The sequence below is a fragment of the Weizmannia sp. FSL K6-3076 genome (assembly GCF_038007245.1).
GTDB lineage: Bacteria > Bacillota > Bacilli > Bacillales > Bacillaceae_C > Weizmannia > Weizmannia faecalis.
In genome coordinates, this window is record NZ_JBBOWU010000001.1 from 567,825 (window position 1) to 585,481 (window position 17,657).

Below are 17,657 nucleotides of genomic sequence, written 5' to 3' on the forward strand. Positions count from 1 at the left end.
AGGGTAATGAAGAAAGTGATGGAAGCAGGAGAAAGGAGTTTGGTTGGGGGCGGAATCAGTAATCTGCATTTGCAAAAATCTGAAACAGAGGATGGATCGATTAGTAAAACGAGATTGTTTATTTTGTTGACTGGGGCTTATAAAACATACAAAGATGTGAGCAAAAAATTAAAAAAAGCAGATAAGGCGACAATGAATGCCGCAAAAATCATTGTTGAATCTATGCTATCACCGCAAGCGAAAAGAAGGATTACAAGGGGGGATATTAGTGGCCTTACAAAAGAGCAATTAAGAAAGTATAATAATATTCTCTCTTTTAACTTGTTTAGGATCAAAGACAAAGCAATTATAGACCATATCAGAAAGTTTAAGGTGAACTCTTTTACAAGAGAAAATTTAGAAGAGTTGGCTGCCAGCCTCGAAACTTTTGGAAGAGAGCGTGGAAAACTCGCATTACAAAAAGAGTTTACCAAACTATACGGTCTCGAAAAATATGAAGAATTCAATAAGTTAAACCCCAAGAAAATGGCAACTAAGTTTGTAAAAGATTTTAATGATGAGTTAGTCGGGAAAAAAATAACTAATGTCAAGAAAACAATTAAATTTATTCCTGAATGGAAAAATCCAAAGCTTGCCTATAAAAAAATCGTTGACAATTTTAATGAAAGTACAAAAGGCCTTAACAAAATAGGAAAAACAATAAGTGCCTTGGATAAAGGACTGGGGCCACTAAATTTTTCACTTTCTGTGGCCGATAATTATAAAAAGTATAAAGGAGACACACAAAAAATTTTGGTGGGAACAGCTGTTGATGGAGTTTTTACTGCAGGTGTGACGACGACAAGCCAGTTTATTGGGGGTGCTCTTGGAAGTGCATTGGTACCACCAATCGGTACTGTTGCAGGGATTGCAGTAGGAACAATGGTGGGCTATGCTGTAAATAGGAAATTTGGAAAGCCGCCTAAAAGTGTTGTTGATCGAACAAAAGATTTATTAAACGAAGGAGTAGACGAGGTACAGTCAGTGGCAAAAAAAATAGTAAAGTTTTTTTAATAAATTGGGGTGAGAACATGGAAAAACTATCTGAAGAAAAGTTTTTTTAAATATTAAACGCTGATAGCAAAAGCGGTTTACTAACTTTCTCGGATTTACGCAAATTTTTAAGAATATGGTTTGTTTATTCTTTAACCTGAATTATTCATACCTGCGGGCGATGTTGTAAATTGAAGCAGAAAACCTTCATTTGTTTCTTCGTTGCCAAAGATTTAAAGCTGTTTTTTTCAATTTGATAAAGTCTGGCCTTTCAGTTCCAATAAATTACCGTTTTTGGGCAGACTAATCCCTTGGTCTGCCAATTAAATTTTTTTGAAGTTAATAACAGTATTGCTGGCTTATTCAAGTTGTAGGTATTGAATTTTCCGAAGTACCGCCCAAAAGAATTCCTGGTACACAAAACTAGAGGACAATTTAAAGTAAAAGGATCGTCCTGATTTTACTAATTTACTGGCCACTTTTATGATTCTTGTCCGAATCGTTTCAATTTGCATCGTCTGTTGCCCCTCTGGAAAGCAAAGGGTTCGCAGCCAATTCGTTAGATTATAAGCTAACAGGCTCAACATCATCTTCGCTTCATTCATTTGGAAAGCATGGCTGCTCATTTTATCGAGGCCGAAGCCATTCTTGGCTTCTTTGATATAGTTTTCCATTGTTCCACGTTTTTTGTACGCTTTAACAATATCCTGCGGGGAGAATGCAGCAATGTTCGTTACAAAAAATGAATGCGTGAAAAATAATTCTCCAGCAGGACGGACAGACTGAATGATCACTTTTCTCGGCTTGGACCATGACTTTGCTTGATACTCGCTTTCCTCGTAATAACATTCTAATTTCGTTGTATCAGTCGGTGTAGAGGCAGGATGCAGCTCATCGGCGAGACGTTGCAAATTGGCATTTGACTTTAAACGAATCACGTAATAGACCGATTGTTCTTCACATAGTTCATACAAAGCTGGGACAGCAAAACCACTGTCTCCCCGTAAGAATGGGAGGGTTTCGGGAAATTTCTCGTTATAATGTTCAATAAGAGGTTTCACAAAGTCCACAACCCCATTCGAAGTATACACATTTCCCGGTCTCAGCCGGGCTTTAAGGAAATCACCCATCATACCGTCGAAAGCAACTAATGGATGGAAACCGACTGTACCATAATGTGAATTGTAAGCTGCGGATTCTTGCTTTCCGTACGTGTCAGCGTGTGTTGAATCCAAGTCTATGATAAGAGCCTTTGACTCTCTGAATTGATGTACTTTGTCTAAAAGTTCCTGATTGGCTTGATTTAATTGAGCGATCGATTCAGCATCAAATCGTGAAAAAAAGCGAGATAAACTAGGCTGGGAAGCTAATGCATCTTTCCCCACGACTTTTGTAAAAACCGGGTCATTTGTCAATTGATCGGCTGCGTCATCTTCGAAATACCCGGCTATGATTTGATAAATCTTTTGGCGGAGTAAATCTTCATTCGAATGGATAAAGTAATGTCGTTCGTCTTTTAAATGAAGAAATCGAGCGATTGTTTTTGAAAAACCTATTTTCTCATCGAACTCTCTAAAGATGAGTTCCCCTGTATCAGAGGAAAGAGAACCTCCATCATTTGACAATTTAATTTGACGATTGAAATCTAGCGTTATTTGCGGTAAAGTAGCCATTATAAGAATCCTTTCTGATGGTTATTTCGTAGTTGCTTTAACCTTATCAGAAATGGATTCTTTTTGCATTTATTTGATGCATGAACAACTTAGGTTAATTCCATGGTAGATTAACGTTTGTAGATTATTTTGGTATTTCTATGAATAATTCAGGTTTAATTTTAATAGGAATCGCTTTTGCGGTCGTAAATGGCGGAAATATTGGTTGGGAAAATCTTTCTTCTTTCTGGCAATGGGTTTTTCGACTGGAATTCATTTTTTTTATCGTACATGCGCTTATGATTTTTATATGCCTGCCAAACCGGCCTTATAGTTGGAGATTATCCAGTATTGCAGTTGCCTTTTTTATGTATAAGGCTGCTTTTGATCCGTTTGTCTTGTTTATGATGTTTGCGAAAGATGGGCACATCTATGATTCATATGTTCAGACTGCCCTTTACGGGGTGATCACTTGCGTTATTTTCCACATCATTTTTCTATATTTCTGGCTCAGAAAAAGAAGAAATTTACGGGAAATAAACAAACCGGATATAAAAACCTATAATAAGGAAATTGGAGGTTCTGTGATTGGTTTTTTTGTTGTGCTGGTTTCAATTGTCACCCGTCATTACCTGCAGGGAGAGGCCGGAATGTTATTCTTTTTCGCTTTAATTCTTTTTATTTGTGCCGGGTTATTAATGAGCGTTTGCCAATTTGTTCTCATCGCTTGCAGAACTATCCGTATCCCGTCTTTTACCAATCTGTCAGCTTAAAATGAATACAAAAGGAGACTTTATATGATCGTCCGTGAATCATCACTCGTTATTCAAAATGTTATCTGCGTGGAAGAAGTGATCCCGCACGATAGTGGTATGTGCCAGCTTTGAGTCTGCGCATGAACCTTGTTAATGAAGATATTTATTACACAAGCCCGGTGATTTTTATACGATAGAAGAAATGGAAAATGAGCCGTCTTTTGGAAAGTATACGTATTATATCGGCCTGAACGGGCAGGTGGAAGTCCCTGAAGATGCATTTTACAAGCAGCTTGATTACATGGAAATTATGCCGGCGATCTATGTACGCTGTCCGGAAGTGGATGAGATTGAGGATGCGTACATGCTGTTAAGGGGTTATGCGAAGCGGAACGGGCTGGAAATCAAGGAGCCGTTTTACCACGTGTGTCTTGATGTGTTTGATGATGTGATGATGGATATTTATGCCAGGGTAAAGGAAGTGCCATCCGATGGTCGTTGAATATGAAACGATTGAGTATCGGAATGTAGTCATGTCTACATATGATATCCATGTCAGCCAGTTCGAAATGGCATTGGAAGATTTTAATGAAAAGCTTACAGATGCGCACCTTACCGTGAAAGGACCGCTGTTTTATGCGCTGTATAACATTCCGTTTGATGAAAGGATGTTGATTGACATCTATATGCCGGTTGAGCAGTCCAATGTTCCGAAAGATACAGACCTTACATTCCAAAGTTATTTTTATATCGATCAAATGCTGATGACGCGGGTAAAAGGGCAGTTTGAAGCCAATACAGAAAAAGCTTATGATGAATTGTTCCGGCACGTCATGGAGAATGGTTATAAAATTTCCTCGCCAATATTCCATATTTTACGCGGGGATGATGAAATGCAGTGGGTGGAGATTAAAATAAAGGTGTTTGAGGATGATGAGGCGGATGATTTAAAACAGGAGCGGTGAACGCCCGCTCCTTCACTTTATACCTGCTTCAGTCCTTGCTCAAGCGTATCCAGCATCATGCTTTGCTTTCCTGATCTCCGTTATTCCAAATCAATCCAAACAACGCGCCAATCCTTGGTAGCACTTTTTTTCCTCGCCTCTTTGAATCGCATTTTTCAACTGTTCCTGGTATAGCAAGAATTTTGTAAAGTGATTTAAATAATTTAAGCGAGGAGTGCAACACGAGCCGAATAGAAAATTCTTGTCGAATTGAGCGGAAAAAAATAACCGGTTATATATGAATCATGCAGAGGTTTGCTGCAAAAACAACCTTATCGATTGAAAAAAGGTCTGCCCGGAAGTGACAAACTGACTTTGGTGCAGACCTTTTTATTTTTTTTATGAACTTTATCTATAAAGATTCATTGGAGAAGATTAACAAATAAATGATTGTGCGCACAGGCTAGTGTGGAGAACTGTTAATCTAAGCCAAGCAGAGGAGTGGCGGGACATGCCTGTATTATTTTGTGGTCGGCTATACCGGTAAAGTGTTTACTCATTTTTTTGAATCGAATTTGCAAGGATTGGAACGCGTCTTTATTTTAAAAGGCGGCCCACGGACGGGAAAATCATTTTTCATAAAGAGGCTGAGTGTAGAATGGCAGTAGAAGGGATATGATCTTGAATTGATTCATTGCCCTTCCGACCCTGATTCGTTAGATGGCATTATCATTCCTTCATCAAAAACAGGGGTTGTGGATGGGAGTGCGCTACACGCAGTAGAACCGAAAGTACCAGGTAACCAAAATTTTTGTCGAATTGGTGTTCCCTTCATTTTAAAAATGTTGTATAATAAAAACGGAATAGTTTTAATACTTGAAAAGGGGGAATGGGATGGATAAGCGGACTGGGCGCAATGAATATGACCGTCATTGGAAGCGGGTTATTCATTCGCTGTTTGAAGATTTTGTTGCGTTTTTTTCACCAGGCTTGTATGAGATGATTGATTGGGACAAGCCACCTGACGACCTGGATAAGGAATTCCAAAGGCTGAATCCGGACGGCAAAAGCCGTGACCGGGAAGCAGACGGGCTTTTTAAAGTGTATTTGAAAAATGGTAGCGAACAGTGGATACTTGTCCATATCGAAGTGCAGGGGTGGAAAGATACTGGTTTTGCAGAAAGAATGTTTCAATACTTCTACCGGATTTTTGATGTGTATGATAAAAAGATATTTGCGCTTGTGATTTACACCGAAGATTACTCCGAAACGTATACCCCACCCCGTTATGAATACAACTTTTTCGGGACAAAATTGAATTATGAATACAATGTGTATAAAATAGCGGAACAAGATGAAAATGAATTGTTGCAATCGACTAATCCATTTGCTTTTGTAATCCTTGCGGCAAAAAAAGCCCTGTATGGAAAAACAGCCGCACAGCCAACCAAATTAGAATTGAAAAAGCAGTTGCTCCGGGTTTTAGCTGTTATGAAAGATCGCTTGCAGCTCGATAAAAAGGATTTACTGACACTTTTCATTTTCATGGACCACATGATAAAACTCGAAAGTCATTACCAACAGGAATTTGACCAGGAAATCCAAAATTGGGAGGGCGGCACGATGATAACGTATGAGGATGAACTAAAACAAGAAGCAAGAAAAGAAGGAAGGGAAGAAGGAAGAAAAGAAGGACTACAAGAAGGTAAACGAGAAGGAAGACAAGAAGGAAAAATAGAAATCACCCGAAACCTTATTAAACTTGGGGCATCCCTTGATTTTATCAAAAAGGCAACAGGCTTTTCTGAAAAAAAGGTCCTTGAAATAAAAGAGAAGCTGGAAAAGGAATAAGGTCTGATGGCTTTGAAATAGGAGGGCGGCACGATGATAACGTATGAGGATGAACTAAAACAAGAAGCAAGAAAAGAAGGAAGGGAAGAAGGAAAAATCGAGATCACCCGAAACCTCATTAAACTAGGGTCATCCCTCGATTTTATCAAAAAAGCAACAGGCCTTTCCGAAAAAAAGATCCTTGAAATAAAGGAGAAGTTGGAAAAGGAATAAGGGCTGATGGTTTTGAATTGGGAGGGTGGCACGATGATAACGTATGAAGATGAACTAAAACAAGAAGCAAGAAAAGAAGGGAGACAAGAAGAAAAAATTGAAATTACCCGAAACCTTATTAAACTTGGGATACCACTCGATTCTATCAAAAAAGCAACAGGTCTCTCCGAAAAAAAGATCCTTGAAATAAAGGAGAAGTTGGAAAAGGAATAAGGGCTGATGGCTTTGAAACGGGAGGGCGGCATGATGATCACGTATGAAGATGAACTAAGAAAAGAAGGGAAACGAACATGAACCGACTGTGCGTAAAGATGTGAATTTCCAATTTCACTTATATATGAATAAAGAAAAACGCCATCCAATAGGATGACGTTTTTCTCACGCTTTCGTATACTCCGTTTCGTGGCAGTTCGGGCATGGAGGGAGCCTGTCCTTATCTTCATCCAGCGTAATCTGTTCCCCGCAGTTTTTGCATTTATACTCGCCTTTTCCCGGTGTTTCACCTGTATGTGGCATCGGCCATGCTCCTTTCGTTTCGTGTTGTCATTTGAATACCCGTGCGAAAAAGTTTTTAAACATCGGCTGCCATACGCGTGCAAAACCGCCCGTTCGCTACAGAGCTTCATCAAAATGTCCCGCCACGGGTTTTCCACCGAGTCATGCTCCCACTGGCTGCCGGAATCCTGCAATCGAACATAAAATCTGGCTATCTAACATTGGGGAAGCACCTTCAATTACCTGCCCGGAATCCTGTGATCGAACACAAAACACCCCGCCGCGAAATGTCCGCAGCGGGGTTTCTGATTAAGGCACCATCCAGGAAAGGATGTTGGATTGCAGGAAGGTGAGCAGACAAATGATGAAAAGCAAAAACATACTGTGCTTGACTGTGAATCTCAGCAGTTGTGCTTCCCTGCCAATCAGCCCGGTTGCAGCGCAGGCAACGGCAATCGACTGCGGAGAAATCATTTTTCCCGTGACACCCCCGGATGAATTGGCCGCAATGGCAAGCAGCGGGTTCATGCCGACAGACTGAGCTGAAACTTGCTGAAGCGTGCCAAACAAAACATTGGACGAGGTGTCCGATCCGGTAATGAAAACGCCGAGCCAGCCAAGTACCGGCGAGAAAAACGGGAACAAAGCGGCTGTTTTGGCGAGCGCCAATGCCAATGTAGTAATCATGCCGGAAGCATTCATGACATACGCAAAGCCGACAATGAACAAAATGGTAAGAATCGGAAACTTCAATTCTTTTAACGTTTCAAAGAATGCGGCAAACCAGGCTTTCCATGTAATTTTTAAAAGAAACTTCGTGACAATGGCTGCGATAAAAATCGCTGTGCCTGCAGTGCCAAGCAGATCCAGCTTATACATGGCCGCAATCGGGGTGTGCGAGCCATTGATAATATGATTGTTTAAAAATGGCACATTCCCGCTGAACGAAGCCGCTCCGCCGATCGGGTTTAGAGCCTTTAAAACCGGGTTCGCTCCGGCATACTGCCCGGTGAGCGCAAGTTTGATCTGCGGGATGCCCCAGATGGTGATCAAAACCGTCAGGACAATAAATGGCGACCATGCTTTCGCAATTTGCCCGCCTGTATTGGAAACAGGCGGCGTTTCGAGCGCGGCGGCAGCCTCTTCATGCTCAAAATAGAATATGTTTTTCGGCTTCCAAAATTTTAGGAAGACGGCAAGGACAACCAAAGATACGAGTGCTGATAAAACGTCCGGCAGTTCCGGCCCCAGAAAATTGGAAGCAAAGAACTGCGTCAAGGCAAAGGACAAGCCTGATACAATAAGCGCCGGCAGCACTTCCATTGCTTTTTTAAAGCCCGCCATGACAATGATGAGATAAAGCGGAATGAACATGGAAATAAGCGGCAATTGTCGCCCGATCATTTTTGAAATTTCCAGTGCAGAAACACCGGTCGGCCCTGCCATCGCAATTACAGGGGACCCGATTGCGCCAAATGCTACCGGTGCAGTGTTGGCCAATAAGCAGATGCCGGCTGCATAAAGCGGATTGAATCCGAGCCCGACAAGCAGGGCAGCGGTAATCGCAACCGGCGCGCCAAACCCGGCACAACCTTCCAAAAAAGCGCCAAATGAAAACGCAATCAATAAAGCTTGCAATCTCCTGTCTTCCGTGATCGATACGACCGAGTTGCGGATCACATCAAACTGGCCGGTTTTGACCGTCAATTTATATAAAAACACAGAATTGATAATGATCCAGGCAATCGGTAGAATCCCATACACAATCCCCTGGGTAGCTGACATAACCGGCAGTACGGCCGGCATTCTGTAAACGATTACAGAAATCAGCAGCGCAATCACCAGCGTGGCAAGGCTTGCAAGATGTGCCGCCATTTTTTTAATGGCGAGTGCCCAGAAGAAAAACAGAATCGGAAAGGCAGCAATCAGTGCGGATAAAAACAAATGCCCCTTAAGCGGAATAAAATTTTGTACGTACTCCAACAATCTCCACTCCTTTTTGAAAAATTTTCTCCAATCCATCCCAATTGCAATTTTTAAGGTCATTAGATGAAATAGTCATCAGATGATAAGGTTTACACGTTAAAAAGTATAAGTATAATAAAAAGAAAAAACAACTCTTTTTTTAAAATTTTTGTTTGCTATTTTTCCGGATTGCTGTTATTCATAAAATATAGAAAAGGGATAAGAGGAGAAAACATGAAATATAAAAAAATTAAACCTGCAAAAATTTATGAACAAGTGGCAAATGAATTGATAGAGATGATCCAAAACGGGGAGCTTAAGCCCGGGGATAAGCTTGATCCGGTGCCACTTTTGGCAGAAAAGTTTTCCGTGGGGAGATCGGCTATAAGAGAAGCGTTAACGTCACTAAGGGCGCTCGGCTATATTGAGCTAAAACAGGGAGAGGGAACGTTTGTTCGTAACTTTGATGCGAGCGGGATTTCGTATCCCATTTCGCAGGCAGTCCTGATGAATCAGGAAGATGTGGCAAATCTGCTTGAAGTCCGGAAGATTCTTGAAGCCGGAGCAGCCGCCACGGCCGCTGTCAAACGGACCGAAGCTGATCTGGAAAGGATAAGGCAGGCGCTCGCAGATATGAAGCGGGCGACGGGGAACGAAGAACTCGGTGAAAAAGCAGATCTTGCCTTCCATCTTGCCATTGTCCAGGCTGTACAAAATCCGATTCTTGCCGGGCTGATGAACCAGGTTGCTGAGACGATGGAGGATGCAATGAAAGAAACGCGCAGAATGCTTCTTTTTTCTGATCCTTCCACATTGGGCGCCTTGTATGAGCAACATGAAAGAATCAGGGTAGCCATCGAAGAAAAGGACAGCGAAAAAGCGCGCAAGGCCATGATCGACCATTTGCAGTTTGTGGAAAACAGTCTAAAGGATTTTCTGCGTTAACCAATCTGTTTTCATGAACGCAAATCCGGCCCTTTTCTTCAGCAGGGGATCTGTTTTGGGGTAGTCCGGCTCCCTTGATATTGGCACCTGAGAATGAGAGGAAATTTAAAGCCTGTTCCGCTTTGAAAGATTTTTCAAGCAGAACAGGCTTTTGTATTGCGCCGATTCGTACGACTTCGGGCTTTCGATGACAGGATAATACCGAAGCACAACAGCTGGAAACATGAGGTGGTGTGAATTTCTCGGCTGATGTTCCGTGTGGATGACAAGGGCATGCGGCCTGGATATACTATTGCTACCTTGTCTTCTTGTCTGATTTCATGCTTTATTTTTTGTGTCACTTTCCTCCGCGCTTTCCCATATACATAGGGTATAGGCAATTTTTCAGCAAATGGAAAGCGGGGTGCGGCGGCGATGAAGCAAATGTTTTCAGCGTTGAGCGGCAAGATTAAAGAAAATGCGATTGATGTGTATATGGACAGCATCGAGCCGGCTGTCCGGGATCCGGTATTTTTCAGCGTCGGCATGCCAAATGGCGGCATGATCCCGAAAAAAGAACTGCAGCGCATCATGAATGAAATCTTTGAGGCAGATCCGGCACGCCTGTATGAGTATTGCAGTGCAAAAGGGTTTGGGCCGTATGTGGATGTTATCTCTAAAACGGAAAATATTCCGGAAAGCTATATCATGGCGACAAACGGCAATACGCAGGGGGTTGACCTTGTCTGCAGAATGCTGCTGGATGAAGGGGACGGTTTTGCAATGGAAATGTACACGTATTCCATTGCCTTTTCGGCGGTGCACCAGTACCGGCTCAAGGCGGTCGGCATTCCGCTTGAACAAGACGGTTTGGATGTCGATTTTCTTGAAAAAACATTGCAAACAAGAAGATTGAAAGCGCTTTACATTATTCCAAATGCTCAAAACCCAACCGGCGTCACCACCTCTCTCGAAAAACGGAAAAAACTCATTGAACTTGCTTACCAGTATGATTTTATCATTATAGAAGATGATCCGTACCGTGATCTGCTGTTTCACGGCCGCCCTCCTTCCTTGTTCGAACTCGATCCCTTAAAAGAAAGAACCATATACCTGTACAGTTTTTCAAAAGTTATGGCGCCGGCGATGCGGACCGGCTTTATTCTCGCGCACCCAGCCTTTCTGAAAAAACTTGAACAGTTTAAGCAGGTAACAGACGCCTGCACATCGCCCATGAACCAGATGCTGGCGGGAAAACTCATTTCTTCCGAAAACTGGCCGCAGATTCTTGCAAAACAAAAACACTTTTATGAAAAACGGAAAGACTGGACAAAACGGTTTTTACAGCATATGCACGAGACGGAGCAATGGGAAGGAGCTGAACCGGCCGGCGGGCTGTTTTACTGGATCGATGTCAAAAAAGGCGGTGTAACAGAATGGATGAAAATAGCGGCACAGGACGGCGCCGTGTTTGTGCCGGGTGATGCCTTTACGCTTGAGCGCGGGCTAAACACAAAAATCCGCCTTTGTTTCGCCTACTGCAGTGATGAGGAAATGAAAAAAGGGTTTTCCCGTCTGGAAGAAAGTTTTAAAAAGTGGAAGAAAACAAGCGCTTAACGGGGGAGGATCTGCTAAAGGGATTTCCGGGCATGTAAAAGTTCCGGGATCCCGCGTTTTCCGGGCTTACCTGGCTGTTTGTCATTCGTATATTGGGATTTTTTCACGCTCTTTAAAAAGAGAGCGGCGTCTCCTTATCACCGGCGGTCTTCAATATCCCGTGTATGCCGGAATGTTTCATCAGCGGTATTCAATCCCATGTATCCCTGGAATGTTTCATGAATAGGCGTTTTGGCGCCCTTTACGGTCCGGAAGGCGTTCCTCGAAGCTGCTGAGTTTCGCAAGCTCCTTACCGGTCTTCAAAAGGCAGGCGCAACGGGAGGAAGAAACCGGTGATTCGGTTTTTTACCCACTCCGCTGCTATTTGCGGGTGGTAATTCTTTTCAAACCGCCAGCCGCGCACAAACACGGTATAGGAAAGGTCGTTCCGTTTGTAAAAGCGCATCTTTTTTCTGCCGGCTTCCCGTTTGACTTGAGCGAGGCAGGATGAAATTTGCAAGAGCATTTGGTCCGTTGCAAAAAGATAAGGCTCTTTAAATTTTAACAGGCTTGCCCGGATCGCTCTCTGGTCCCGTTCCAGCGTCCTTTTGGCAAGCGGCAGGAGGATAAATGCCTCGATCAGCTTTTCTTCTTCCTCGGTTAAGATTTGCGGCATACGGATCACCTGTTTTCATTATATAAACAAACGTACGTTCCTGTCAATACTTACTTGGTTTTAAGGAGATGGGTTGTTATAATAATGTTCATCCTATTCGCCAAAATATTTACGAGGCGAATGCATCCTATTACTTAAAAAGGAAAATGAAGAGATGAATGGAAAAGACGGAGATTTTGCGAAAGGCTGTCTGATTGGCATTGGCTTGTCCATTCCGGTATGGGCTTTTGTAATATGGGTTTTGTTCAGGCTGTTTTGAGCGTTCCGTTTTCCACGGTAGCTTTTGTAAGTGCAGGTTACCTTCGCTCCGGCCGGGGGCAGGTGCCGGCACGAATCTGCGGTAGGTAACAGGTTATATTGCCTTTGCTCCCGTTTGAATGGAAAGCTGGTAAAAAACAAAAGCGGTGGCCGGATCACCTTCCATCTAAGCCCCTGGTTATCCGTTGCAGCTATAGGGATCCATTGCCTTCGCTTGTCCGAATAGACATTTTTTGTTCCGCCAAAGCGGGCAGCCTCTCCCCTTTGTTTAGCATATGCAGTTACCGGGTATTTTTACAATAGACAAGCAGTGATGCTAAGGAACATTAATCCAACCGGGAGGAGGGCACCAAATGGATTACAACAAGGACAAAAAAGGCGACTCGCCGGAACAACAGGAAAAACAGCATCATCATAAAGACATAGAGCCGGAAAGATCTCCGGTAAAACCGCAGGAAAAGCAAAAATAAAAATTGAAAAGGGCAGGCTCCGGACAACGGGGCCTGCCTGTCTTTATTGTTCCATATTGGTCACCATGTTGTGGACCTTGTCGCGTTCTGCCTGGCTGACATTGAGGTAGTAAATGCCATCAATGGTTGTACTGTTACCTTTTACTTCATAGTCTGTCGTATTTTGGCGGCAGTCGCGGTAGTTCATCGCAATGTTTTTCATATCATCAAGCGTCAGGTTTGTTTTGACATTGTTCTGGATCGCAGCCAGGATTTCCTGATAACGCGAGAAAGACTGGATGGTCGCCGCTTTGTTAATGACGGCCATAATGACGTCACGCTGGCGCTGGTTACGGCCAAAGTCACCTTGAGGATCAAGGTGGCGCATTCTTACATAACCGAGCGCTTTTTTGCCGGTATCCAATGTAATGTTCCCTTTGGCATAATAGTAGCCTTTTTTATAATACCCTTCGTCATGCCAGCTGATTTTATTGTAGACGGTTACACCGCCGACAGCATCTACAAGGTCAGCCAATCCTTCCATATTCAAGCGTATGTACTGGTCAAGGTTTAAATTAGCAAATTTGTTTACCGTATCCAGTGCCATTTTTGGCCCGCCGTAAGCATAAGCCGCATTTATCTTATTCAATGTTCCCTTGCCCACGATTTCTGTCCTCGTGTCACGCGGAATGGAGATCATCTGCATGGCTTTCTTTTGCGGGTTCAGTGTAAGAATAATGAGCGTATCGGATCTTCCTACATCTCCGGCCCGCTCATCTACGCCGAGTAAAAGAATGGAAATTGGTTTTTCACTTTTGATTTTTTCAGTGTTTTTCTCGGATGGTTTCACGGATTTGCTGTCATACATTTTATCTGCGGCATTTTGGACAGAATGGTAGACGTAATAGGCGAACCCTCCGCCCCCGATCACGATGATCGCTAAGAGAATCCCGAGTGTGATGAATATCTTCTTCTTCATTTTTTCGACCCTTTTCTTTGAATTTTTTATTTAATCTAATCGCTATCATATCATGGTTTTTCCAAATTGTTAACGGGGATTTTTCGTTTATGCAATGGTCCGGCTTTTCTCTTGCAATTTATTGGAAAAAGAAGAGGATGTGTGCGTGAAATGTGGCGAAAATGGCTGCAAGAAAAATGGTTTGGGTTGAGGCGTGTGACAGGACGAGGAGGTGGAAGTAATGGAAAACATGAAAATGTCGGGCCCGGGCGAAGCAGAATAGATGCCTGTTTTGAGTGCAGGCATGAGAAGGGACTGGCCGAAGGAAAAAAAGGAGCACGCGGCCGAATGCGCCGATTTTTTCACCTTTTGCCTGCGGGCTTCCGTTTCCCAAGTTTGCATGCATTTTTTCGCACTCTGTTTTACACGGGTGCTTCTGTATTGCTTAAGGCTTTCAATTCCGGTATGATTATGGCACGATATGAGACAGATTTGACCAGAGGGGGGCGCTTGTGGGAGAGCTTTTGAGAAATCGGTTTGTCCGGATGGTGTTTGTATCCGCGTTGTTTTTGCAGGTGGGCATATGGGTGCGGAATTTTGCCGTCCTGTTGTTTGTGACAGAAAAAACAAACGGCGACCCGTTTGCCGTTTCGATGATTTCAGTGGCGGAGTTCCTGCCCATTTTCATTTTTAGTTTTATCGGCGGAACATTTGCGGACCGCTGGCAGCCGAAGAAAACAATGGTTTGGTGTGATTTGCTGAGTGCTGTGTCCATTTTTGGCGTCATCGGCGCGCTTGTTTTTGGCTCGTGGCAGTCCGTCTTTTTTGCAACACTGATTTCCTCGATTTTGTCGCAGTTTTCACAACCGTCCGGGATGAAACTGTTTAAAATGCATCTTGAGGAACGCCTGATCTAGCAGGCAATGGCCGTTTACCAGACCATTTTTGCTGTTTTCATGATTCTTGGCCCGGTGGTCGGCACGTTTGCCTATGAAAGGTTTGGAATCGATTATTCTATTTTGATAACCGGTCTCGCTTTCCTGTTTTCCGCCGCGAGTTTGTCATTTATCCCGAAAGACCAGGCCATGAAAAAGAAGGAAAAATTGTCGAATATTTTCCAGGAAATGACGAGCGGGGTTCGCTATGTATTATCTAAAAAGGAATTGCGGCTGCTGGGACTTGGTTTTCTGGCGGCAGGGCTTGGCGTCGGTTTTATCCAACCGATGAATATTTTCCTCGTAACGGACCGTCTCGGCCTGCCGAAAGAGAACCTGCAATGGCTTGTGATGGTGAATGGCATTGGGATGATTACAGGCGGGGCTTTTTCCATGGCCTTTTCAAAATCTGCTTCACCTCAAAAAATGCTGTTCACCGGTATGCTTGCAAATGCCATTGGGCTTGCGATAATCGGTGCTTCGACTTCGCTTTGGCTGACACTCGCCGCCGAACTCGTTTCGGGCTTTTTCATGCCGAGCATCCAGATCGGCATTAACACCCTGATCCTGCAAAATACGGAATCCGATTTTATTGGCAGGGTGAACGGCATTTTGAGCCCGCTTTTCACTGGCTCCATGGTGGTGACCATGAGCCTTGCGGGGGCATTGAAGGAATGGTTTTCGATCACGGCTGTTTTCGAACTTGCTGCGTTGTTTTTCATTATCGGGCTGTGCTTTGTTTTTCCAATGTTGAAAACAGGCGTGTCGGGGAATGCAGAATCGAAGGGAGAATAGCGGCAGCATGTGCCCGTTTGCTGCCCGCTGCCGTTAACCGGAAAAATTTGATGCAAATAGGAATGAGCGGCGTGCCCGCGGCCATTCGCTGAAAAAGTCAGTGATCAAACAGCAGTGACAAGTATCTCGAACGCCAGCGGAAAAAATTCGGAGGGCGTGCCCGATCTGTTCGCGTACAAATTAGCCAATCAAAAGGCAATGAGCTGTTTTCTCATTGCCTTTATTTTTTCCTTTCCCCATACAATGGCTTGGCACATTAGGTTAAAGCGATATGCCGTTCATTCATCTTCTGAAAATCACCATGTTGATCGTATGTTGTTTATCATTACCCGCTTGGCGCAGCGGGGGCAGCAACGGAATAAGAATCTTGATTTTAAGGGATGATAAAGCATTTCATTTTCATGCTTATGGTAAAATGAATATAATTGGGAGCGCTTTAACGGAGGGGATTAGAATGAAAACATACCATATCGCGGCGATCCCGGGCGACGGGATTGGAAAAGAAGTGGTGCCGGCTGCCATCCGTGTGCTGCATGCGGCAGCGGAACGGCATGGCGGAATCCGGTTCGAATTCACGGCGTTCCCGTGGAGCTGTGATTATTATCTTGATCAGGGAAAAATGATGCCGGATAACGGGCTTGAGATTTTAAAAGATTATGAGGCTATTTTTCTCGGGGCAGTCGGCAATCCAAGGCTTGTGCCGGATCATGTGTCGCTTTGGGGCCTTTTGCTGAAAATCCGGCGCGGCTTCGAACAGGTGCTGAATATCCGGCCTGCAAAGTATTTCAAAGGGCTGCAGTCCCCGTTAAGGGACCCGAAAGATTTTGATTTCATTGTCGTGCGTGAAAACAGCGAAGGGGAGTACAGCGAGGTTGGCGGCAGAATTCATCGCGGTGAAGACGAAATTGCGATCCAGAATGCAATTTTTACAAGAAAAGGAACAGAGCGGGCGATGCGATATGCGTTTGAACTGGCGCAAAAACGCGGCCGACGCCTGACCAGTGCAACGAAATCAAACGGCATTTTCCACACAATGCCTTTTTGGGACGAGGTGTTCAGCCAGGTAAAGGCTGGCTATCCGGATGTGGCTGTAAACAGCATGCATATTGATGCGCTGTCTGCTTTTCTGGTGATGAAGCCGGAGACTTTTGATGTCATTGTTGCGAGCAATTTATTCGGGGATATTTTAACAGATATTGGCGGCGCGATTATGGGCAGTATCGGCATTGCGCCGTCCGCGAACATCAATTTGGACGGGAAATATCCTTCCATGTTTGAACCTGTCCACGGCTCGGCGCCGGATATTGCAGGAAAAGGCATTGCCAACCCAATAGGCCAAATTTGGACAGCTAAAATGATGCTCGATCATTTTGGCGAAACAGAAATGGGTGAAACGATAATGGATGCAATCGAATGGACGATTGAAAAAGGCATCAAAACCTCGGACATCGGCGGAACGGCAACAACAGAAGAAGTAACAGAAGCAGTTTGCCGGCGCATTTTACAAACTTAAAGAAAGCGAAGCCTGTATAGGGTTTGCTGAATCAGTAAAATTTCTAGATTTGGCAAGGCTGCTGACAGCTTTGACAACAATTTTAATGTAAGGGTTTTACAAAGTTTGCACTTGAAAGCCGATTCAACGTATGAAAAGATAAAATCGTCATTTTCGCAAAAAGATTCTACTATATTTTGAGACAGGGCTTGCAGACAAATTGGGTACAAACTCAGCATCGGATTCGTTCAGCAACCCCTATATGAAAACAATCGGTCTGAGCCGGGAGTCCACGGTTGAGCGTTACCGGAAGATGAGTGAAGAAGTGAAATGCAGGCTTGGTGGGCTGCCTTCGTCGAAATATATCCTTTGCAGCGTGGATTTTGCGGAAATGGAGCAGTTGCAGGTATGTGACTAAACAAATGAATAACGACCGGACCGGGAAATGATCCATCCGGAAAAAGGGAGGGGCTTGCACATAAGCCCCTCCCTTTCAGATCCCCTTCATCCGTTCCGGCAGGTTTTGGATCGATTCAATCACCGCATCAAGCTTGGCCTCAATCCGGTACAGCAAAAAGACGGTGACGGCGACCGGAAACCCGACTTCACTGATGAGCGACACCATTTCATGCATTTCTCCTCTCCCCCTGTAAAATCAAGAGCCCCC

At 43.9% G+C, this 17,657-nt stretch carries 17 protein-coding genes and 1 pseudogene; 12 read left to right on the forward strand and 6 right to left on the reverse strand.

Features of this window, described 5'->3' with window-relative positions:
* Positions 1-6 precede the first annotated feature (6 nt).
* Positions 7-1,053, forward strand: a complete 1,047-nt coding sequence (locus tag NSS95_RS02570; protein ID WP_340713770.1) for a hypothetical protein — start codon at positions 7-9, stop codon at positions 1,051-1,053.
* Positions 1,054-1,391: 338 nt separating this feature from the next.
* On the opposite strand, the gene NSS95_RS02575 is transcribed toward NSS95_RS02570, so the two are convergent.
* Positions 1,392-2,705 (reverse strand): IS1380 family transposase, encoded by a 1,314-nt coding sequence (locus NSS95_RS02575; protein ID WP_340713771.1) that lies wholly within the window; start codon positions 2,703-2,705, stop codon positions 1,392-1,394.
* 140 nt (positions 2,706-2,845) lie between these two features.
* Between NSS95_RS02575 and NSS95_RS02580 the strand changes: the two genes are divergently transcribed.
* The 6 genes from NSS95_RS02580 (at position 2,846) to NSS95_RS02605 (ending at position 6,660) form a co-directional block, all read left to right on the forward strand.
* On the forward strand, positions 2,846-3,457 hold the full coding sequence (locus tag NSS95_RS02580) for a hypothetical protein (protein ID WP_201059182.1): 612 nt from the start codon (positions 2,846-2,848) through the stop codon (positions 3,455-3,457).
* A gap of 184 nt (positions 3,458-3,641) precedes the next feature.
* The gene (locus NSS95_RS02585) at positions 3,642-3,941 is read left to right on the forward strand and encodes a hypothetical protein (protein ID WP_235601904.1); all 300 of its coding nucleotides are present in this window, start codon (positions 3,642-3,644) and stop codon (positions 3,939-3,941) included.
* Positions 3,931-4,404, forward strand: a complete 474-nt coding sequence (locus NSS95_RS02590) for a DUF5085 family protein (RefSeq protein ID WP_035190906.1) — start codon at positions 3,931-3,933, stop codon at positions 4,402-4,404. Before NSS95_RS02585 ends, NSS95_RS02590 begins: the two co-directional genes overlap by 11 nt.
* Positions 4,405-5,277: 873 nt before the next feature.
* A complete protein-coding gene (locus NSS95_RS02595; RefSeq protein WP_340713772.1) occupies positions 5,278-6,234 on the forward strand; it encodes an Rpn family recombination-promoting nuclease/putative transposase in 957 nt (318 codons plus the stop codon).
* 33 nt (positions 6,235-6,267) lie between these two features.
* Positions 6,268-6,447 (forward strand): hypothetical protein, encoded by a 180-nt coding sequence (locus NSS95_RS02600; protein ID WP_061565676.1) that lies wholly within the window; start codon positions 6,268-6,270, stop codon positions 6,445-6,447.
* A gap of 33 nt (positions 6,448-6,480) precedes the next feature.
* Positions 6,481-6,660 carry a hypothetical protein gene (locus tag NSS95_RS02605; RefSeq protein WP_235601918.1) on the forward strand — a complete coding sequence of 60 codons (180 nt, stop codon included), beginning with the start codon at positions 6,481-6,483 and terminating at the stop codon, positions 6,658-6,660.
* Between the two features lie 165 nt (positions 6,661-6,825).
* Here NSS95_RS02605 and NSS95_RS02610 read toward each other — a convergent pair whose 3' ends face one another.
* Together NSS95_RS02610 and NSS95_RS02615 are read right to left on the reverse strand one after the other, a co-directional pair.
* Positions 6,826-6,963, reverse strand: a complete 138-nt coding sequence (locus tag NSS95_RS02610; protein WP_035190889.1) for a zinc ribbon-containing protein — start codon at positions 6,961-6,963, stop codon at positions 6,826-6,828.
* Between the two features lie 288 nt (positions 6,964-7,251).
* The gene (locus NSS95_RS02615) at positions 7,252-8,925 is read right to left on the reverse strand and encodes an L-lactate permease (RefSeq protein WP_014096074.1); all 1,674 of its coding nucleotides are present in this window, start codon (positions 8,923-8,925) and stop codon (positions 7,252-7,254) included.
* Positions 8,926-9,141: 216 nt separating this feature from the next.
* Between NSS95_RS02615 and NSS95_RS02620 the strand changes: the two genes are divergently transcribed.
* Together NSS95_RS02620 and NSS95_RS02625 are read left to right on the forward strand one after the other, a co-directional pair.
* The gene (locus NSS95_RS02620) at positions 9,142-9,852 is read left to right on the forward strand and encodes a FadR/GntR family transcriptional regulator (RefSeq protein ID WP_014096073.1); all 711 of its coding nucleotides are present in this window, start codon (positions 9,142-9,144) and stop codon (positions 9,850-9,852) included.
* Positions 9,853-10,266: 414 nt separating this feature from the next.
* Positions 10,267-11,448 carry an aminotransferase-like domain-containing protein gene (locus NSS95_RS02625; protein ID WP_014096072.1) on the forward strand — a complete coding sequence of 394 codons (1,182 nt, stop codon included), beginning with the start codon at positions 10,267-10,269 and terminating at the stop codon, positions 11,446-11,448.
* Positions 11,449-11,737: 289 nt separating this feature from the next.
* Here NSS95_RS02625 and NSS95_RS02630 read toward each other — a convergent pair whose 3' ends face one another.
* Positions 11,738-12,103 carry a hypothetical protein gene (locus NSS95_RS02630; protein WP_014096071.1) on the reverse strand — a complete coding sequence of 122 codons (366 nt, stop codon included), beginning with the start codon at positions 12,101-12,103 and terminating at the stop codon, positions 11,738-11,740.
* Between the two features lie 771 nt (positions 12,104-12,874).
* Positions 12,875-13,789 (reverse strand): LCP family glycopolymer transferase, encoded by a 915-nt coding sequence (locus NSS95_RS02635; RefSeq protein WP_017551945.1) that lies wholly within the window; start codon positions 13,787-13,789, stop codon positions 12,875-12,877.
* Between the two features lie 491 nt (positions 13,790-14,280).
* Here NSS95_RS02635 and NSS95_RS02640 point away from each other — a divergent pair.
* The 3 genes and pseudogenes from NSS95_RS02640 (at position 14,281) to NSS95_RS02650 (ending at position 17,408) form a co-directional block, all read left to right on the forward strand.
* A pseudogene (locus NSS95_RS02640) lies at positions 14,281-15,498 on the forward strand (MFS transporter).
* A gap of 454 nt (positions 15,499-15,952) precedes the next feature.
* A complete protein-coding gene (locus tag NSS95_RS02645; protein ID WP_046721811.1) occupies positions 15,953-17,011 on the forward strand; it encodes a tartrate dehydrogenase in 1,059 nt (352 codons plus the stop codon).
* A gap of 199 nt (positions 17,012-17,210) precedes the next feature.
* Positions 17,211-17,408 carry a hypothetical protein gene (locus NSS95_RS02650; RefSeq protein ID WP_185740925.1) on the forward strand — a complete coding sequence of 66 codons (198 nt, stop codon included), beginning with the start codon at positions 17,211-17,213 and terminating at the stop codon, positions 17,406-17,408.
* Between the two features lie 75 nt (positions 17,409-17,483).
* Here the strand turns inward: NSS95_RS02650 and NSS95_RS02655 are convergent, their stop codons facing one another.
* Positions 17,484-17,624 carry a YvrJ family protein gene (locus tag NSS95_RS02655; RefSeq protein ID WP_013858438.1) on the reverse strand — a complete coding sequence of 47 codons (141 nt, stop codon included), beginning with the start codon at positions 17,622-17,624 and terminating at the stop codon, positions 17,484-17,486.
* Positions 17,625-17,657 lie beyond the last annotated feature (33 nt).